The 4,677-nt window shown below is 73.3% G+C and carries 5 protein-coding genes; 4 read left to right on the forward strand and 1 reads right to left on the reverse strand.

Annotated features, from left to right (window positions below; all coding sequences use genetic code 11):
* The 4 genes from ACTIR_RS23050 to ACTIR_RS0112265 all read left to right on the forward strand — a co-directional run.
* Positions 1–757 (forward strand): GlxA family transcriptional regulator (locus tag ACTIR_RS23050; RefSeq protein ID WP_065388580.1); only part of this gene is annotated, 757 nt, incomplete at its 5' end.
* Between the two features lie 99 nt (positions 758–856).
* Complete coding sequence (locus tag ACTIR_RS0112255; RefSeq protein WP_026454502.1) at positions 857–1,837, forward strand: sigma-70 family RNA polymerase sigma factor; 981 nt, start codon at positions 857–859, stop codon at positions 1,835–1,837.
* Positions 1,838–2,002: 165 nt separating this feature from the next.
* Positions 2,003–3,103, forward strand: a complete 1,101-nt coding sequence (locus ACTIR_RS0112260; RefSeq protein WP_026454503.1) for an ATP-dependent DNA ligase — start codon at positions 2,003–2,005, stop codon at positions 3,101–3,103.
* Positions 3,100–4,113: a DNA polymerase domain-containing protein gene (locus ACTIR_RS0112265; protein ID WP_026454504.1), complete on the forward strand. Its 1,014-nt coding sequence runs from the start codon at positions 3,100–3,102 to the stop codon at positions 4,111–4,113. Before ACTIR_RS0112260 ends, ACTIR_RS0112265 begins: the two co-directional genes overlap by 4 nt.
* Before the next feature lie 24 nt (positions 4,114–4,137).
* Here ACTIR_RS0112265 and ACTIR_RS0112270 read toward each other — a convergent pair whose 3' ends face one another.
* Entirely contained in the window at positions 4,138–4,575 is a 438-nt protein-coding gene (locus ACTIR_RS0112270) for a ChaB family protein (protein ID WP_026454505.1), read from the reverse strand.
* Between the last annotated feature and the right edge of the window lie 102 nt (positions 4,576–4,677).

The following is a 4,677-nucleotide window of genomic DNA, read 5'->3' on the forward strand; positions in this document are numbered from 1 at the left end:
ACCGCCGCTGGCCGCCGCGCTGGACCGCATCCGGCCCGGCACCCGGATCGCCTCGGTCTGCACCGGGGCGTTCGTGCTCGCCGCGGCCGGGCTGCTGGACGGCAGGCGCGCCACGACGCACTGGATGTCGGCGGCGGAGTTCCGGCGCAGGCATCCGGCGGTGGACCTCGTCCCCGGCGTGCTCTACACCGACTCCGGCACCGTGCTGACCTCGGCGGGCGAGGCGGCCGGGATCGACCTGTGCCTGCACATGGTCCGCACCGACCACGGTGCGGCGGTGGCGGCCGAGGTGGCCCGGCGCACCGTGGTGCCGCCGCACCGGAAGGGCGGCCAGGCACAGTACGTGGCGGAGCCGGTATCCCGGGTGGAGCCGGACGGCGCGTCCACCGGGGAGGCCCGGGAGTGGGCGCTGGCCCGCCTGGACCGGCCGCTGTCGCTGGAGGAGTGGGCCGCGCGGGCGGCGATGAGTGTGCGGACGTTCACCCGGCGGTTCCGGCGGGAGACGGGCCTGTCGCCGGGCCGGTGGCTGGCGGCACAGCGGGTGGAGCGGGCCCGGCAACTGCTGGAGCGCACCGACCTGCCGGTCGAGCGGATCGCGGTGGCGGTCGGGTTCGGCACGACGGTGTCGTTGCGGCAGCACCTGCGGGCCGCGCTGGGTGTCTCGCCGAGTGTGTACCGGGGCACGTTCCGCGGCCCCGCGCGTCCGGAATCCGCGGAGCGCCCACAGCGTTGTCCCCCTGGAACCCCGATCCGATGACCGCCCGGTCGGCACACCTCCCCGCCCGGGCGCGGGCGACGCGTGTGCGGAATGCCCGACCCGTTCGCAGCGTTGCCCTACCAGAAGGAGGGTGCAGAATTGGCTGACGCGACACTGACCGCGACCCGTGGCCGCGGCAGGCCCGCGAACGAGGAACCCGACATCGTCCGGTACTACCTCGACGAGGTCGGCACGACGTCGCTGCTCACGGCCAACGAAGAGGTCGATCTGGCGAAACGGATCGAGGCGGGCGTCTACGCCGCGGAGCTGCTGCGTCGCGCCGACGCGGGCGAGACCGGGCCGCCGGAGGCCCCGGAGCGGTCCCGACGCGACCTGCAGCGGGTGGCGCGGGACGGCGCGCGTGCGAAGGATCACATGGTGCGCGCCAACCTGCGGTTGGTCGTGACCGCGGCGCGCAAGAACCGGCACACCTCCCTGCCGCTGCTGGACGCCATCCAGGAGGGCAATCTCGGCCTCATCCGCGCGGTCGAGAAGTTCGACTACGCCAAGGGCTACAAGTTCTCCACCTACGCGATGTGGTGGATCCGGCAGGCCATCCAGCGCGGCAACGCGTTCCAGGCCAACACCATCCGGCTGCCGATGCACGTCGGCGAGCAGGTCGCCAAGCTGGACCGGCTGGAGCGCACCCTCCAGTCGCACAGCGACCACGAGCCGACGGTGGAGGAGATCGCCGAGGCCGCCGACATGCCGGTGGAGCGGGTCGTGGCCCTGCGCCAGGCGGGCCGGTCGACGGTGAGCCTGGACGTGCCGTTGGACGAGGACGGCGAACTCCGGCTGGGTGACCTGGTGACCGACGGGGCCGTCCCCGCGGTCGGCGAGGGCATCGAACGCCAGGCCATGACCGACGACCTCAAGGCGGCGCTGGACAGCCTGCCCGACCCCGAGGCGGCGGTGGTCTCGCTGCGCTACGGCCTGCGCGACGGACACCAGCACACGATCCCGGAGATCGCCCAGCGCCTCGGCCTGAGCCGTAAGCGGGTCCGCACCCTCGAACAACGCGGCATGGAGGCCCTCCGCGACCCCGACCGCAGCGAGGCCCTCCTCGACTGGGCGAGCTGACGCCACCCGGGCACGGGGCCGGGTCGTGCCGTGAAGGGCACTTTCCCTGCGCCGCAGGCGGTGAGGGGCACATTCACTGCGTGTGACGCAGTGAATGTGCCCCTCACGGCAAACACGCAGGGTGAACAGCGTGCACCGGGGGTGGGGCGGGCCTAGGATCGCGGTGTGGAGTTGCCGCTGTCGCCTCCGGTGAAGCCGATGCTGGCCACGCTCGTGCGTGCGCTGCCGGACGCGCGCGGTCTGCGGTACGAGCCGAAGTGGGACGGGTTCCGCTGCATCGTGTTCCGCGACGGTGACGAGATCGAGCTCGGCTCCCGCAACGACCGCCCGCTCACCCGCTACTTCCCCGACCTGCTCGACCCCCTGGCCGCCGCGCTGCCCCCACGGTGCGTCGTGGACGGCGAGATCGTCGTGGTCACCGGGGAGGGGCTGGACTTCGACACGCTGCAGAACCGTCTGCACCCGGCGGCGTCCCGGGTCCGCAGACTGGCGGCCGAGACCCCGGCCAGCTTCGTGGCGTTCGACCTGCTCGCCCTCGACGACCGGGACCTCACCGGCGAACCGTTCACCGAGCGGCGGCGGCTGCTGGAGACCACGCTGGACACCACGCCCACCCGCGTCCACCTCACCCCGATCACCGACGACGCCGACGTCGCCCGGGACTGGTTCGCCCGCTTCGAGGGCGCCGGGTTCGACGGCGTCATGGCGAAGGCGCCGGACGCGCCGTACCAGCAGGACCGGCGGGCGATGTGGAAGATCAAACACGAGCGCACCGCCGACTGCGTGGTCGCCGGGTTCCGCTGGCACAAGGACGGCCGCGGGGTCGGGTCGCTGCTGCTCGGCCTCTACGACGACGCGGGAACGCTGCACCACGTGGGCGTCGCCGGCAGTCTCCCCGCGAAGCGCCGCACCGAGCTGGTGGACGAACTCGCCCCGCTGCGGGAGCACGCGCTGGAGCAGCACCCGTGGCGGGACTGGGCCGAGGCGGAGCGCTCCGGCGAACCGGGCGGGTCCGCGCGGATGCCGGGAGGTCAGAGCCGGTGGAACGCGGGCAAGGACCTCTCCTGGGAGCCGCTGCGGATCGAGCTGGTCGCCGAGGTGCGCTACGAACACGTGCAGGCGGGCCGGTTCCGGCACGGCGGCAGGCTCGTCCGGTTCCGGCCGGACCGGCGGCCGGACTCGTGCACCTACGCCCAGCTCGACGAGGTCGCCCCCGCCGAGCTGGCCACCTTGTTCGACGAGGCGCGCGGGGTGGGCAGCCGATGAGCGATCCGGTCCTGCTCGACGTCGACGGCACCGAGGTGCCGATCTCCAGCCCGGACAAGGTGTTCTTCGGCGAACGCGGGGAGACCAAGCTCGACCTGGTGCACTACTACCGGGCGGTGTCCGGGCCGTTGCTGACCACGCTCGGTGGCAGACCGCTGCTCATGGAGCGCCACCCCTCCGGCGCGGGCGGCAAGTCGTGGTTCCAGAAGCGGGTGCCGACGTCGGCGCCGCCGTGGCTGCGCACCACCGTGGTCAGCACCCCGAACGGCACCACCGCCGACGCGCTGGTGGCCGCGGACCTCGCCCACGTGCTGTGGGCGGTCAACCTCGGGTGTCTGGGCTTCCACGTGTGGCCGTTCCACGCGGGCAGTCCCGAGGTGGTCGACGAACTGCGCGTCGACCTGGACCCGTCGCCGGGCGTGTCGTTCGACGGGGTGCGGGATGCGGCGTTCGCCGCCCGCGAGTTCCTCGACGAACTCGGCATGCGCGCCCATGTGAAGACGACCGGCTCCCGTGGGCTGCACCTCTACATCCGGCTGCAGCCGCACTGGGACAGCTACCAGGTGCGGGCCGCCGCCGTCGCCCTCGCCCGCGCACTGCAACGGCGGCATCCCACCCTCATCACCGCCGAGTGGTGGAAGGAGGAGCGCGGGAGCCGGGTGTTCGTGGACTACAACCAGAACGCCCCGCACCGGACCGTGTTCGGGGCGTGGTGCGTGCGCCCCCGCCCGGGCGGGCAGGTGTCCACCCCGCTCGCGTGGGAGGACCTGCCCGGGGTGGTGCCCGACGAGCTCACGCTGGCCACCGTGCCCGCGCGGCTGGCGCAGCAGGGCGACCCGTGGGCCGGGATGTGGAGCGACCCGCAGTCGTTGGAGCCGTTGCTGGAGCTCTCCCGCCGCGATCTCGCCGACGGGCTGATGGACGCGCCGTGGCCGCCGGTGTACCCGAAGCAGCCGAACGAACCGCCCCGGGTCTCCCCGAGCCGTGCGCGGAAGCCGACGGAGTCGTGACGACCGCACCGTGACGACCGGGGGTCACGACTTCTGCTTCCGCCGGCTCCCGCCCGCCTTCTCCTCCTCCCGGGCCTCGGCGGTCCGCCTGCCGCTGGCCTTCTGCAGCGCGTCGACGAGATCCTTCTTGCTCATCGACGACCGGCCGGGGATGTCGAGCTGCCGCGCGCGTTCGTAGAGGTGTTGCTTGCTCGCGTTGGTGTCCACACCGCCCGCCGTGTCCGTGGCGCGCTGTCCGGCTCCCCGTTCGGCCTGCGCGTCGGAGGGGCCCTTGTCCTCCTTCGGCTCCCAGCGGTCACCGACCTTCTCGAACGAGTGCTTCAGCGCCGAGTACGCGGTCTGGTGCGCCCGCCTGCCCTCGCCGTAGGTCTCGACGGCGGAGTCGTGCGCCTCGATCCACGTGCGCTGCGCCTTCTCCGGTGACCGCCGCAGCGTGCTGGGCAGTTCCTGACGTCCGGGCATCACGCTCACCTGCCTGGGATCGGGTAACCCTCGCCGTGCCAGGGGTTTTCCGGCGGACCCCACCCGCAAACGGCGCCCGCCGGTCGGCCGGCCGCGGCCGGG

Source organism: Saccharomonospora iraqiensis subsp. iraqiensis, from assembly GCF_000430445.1.
GTDB classification, from domain to species: Bacteria; Actinomycetota; Actinomycetes; order Mycobacteriales; family Pseudonocardiaceae; genus Saccharomonospora; species Saccharomonospora iraqiensis.

Coding starts and splice junctions, on each gene's coding strand:
- ACTIR_RS0112265 (WP_026454504.1), top strand. CDS start 3,100: ATGAGCGATCCGGTCCTGCTCGACGTCGACGGCACCGAGGTGCCGATC.
- ACTIR_RS0112270 (WP_026454505.1), bottom strand. CDS start 4,575: ATGCCCGGACGTCAGGAACTGCCCAGCACGCTGCGGCGGTCACCGGAG.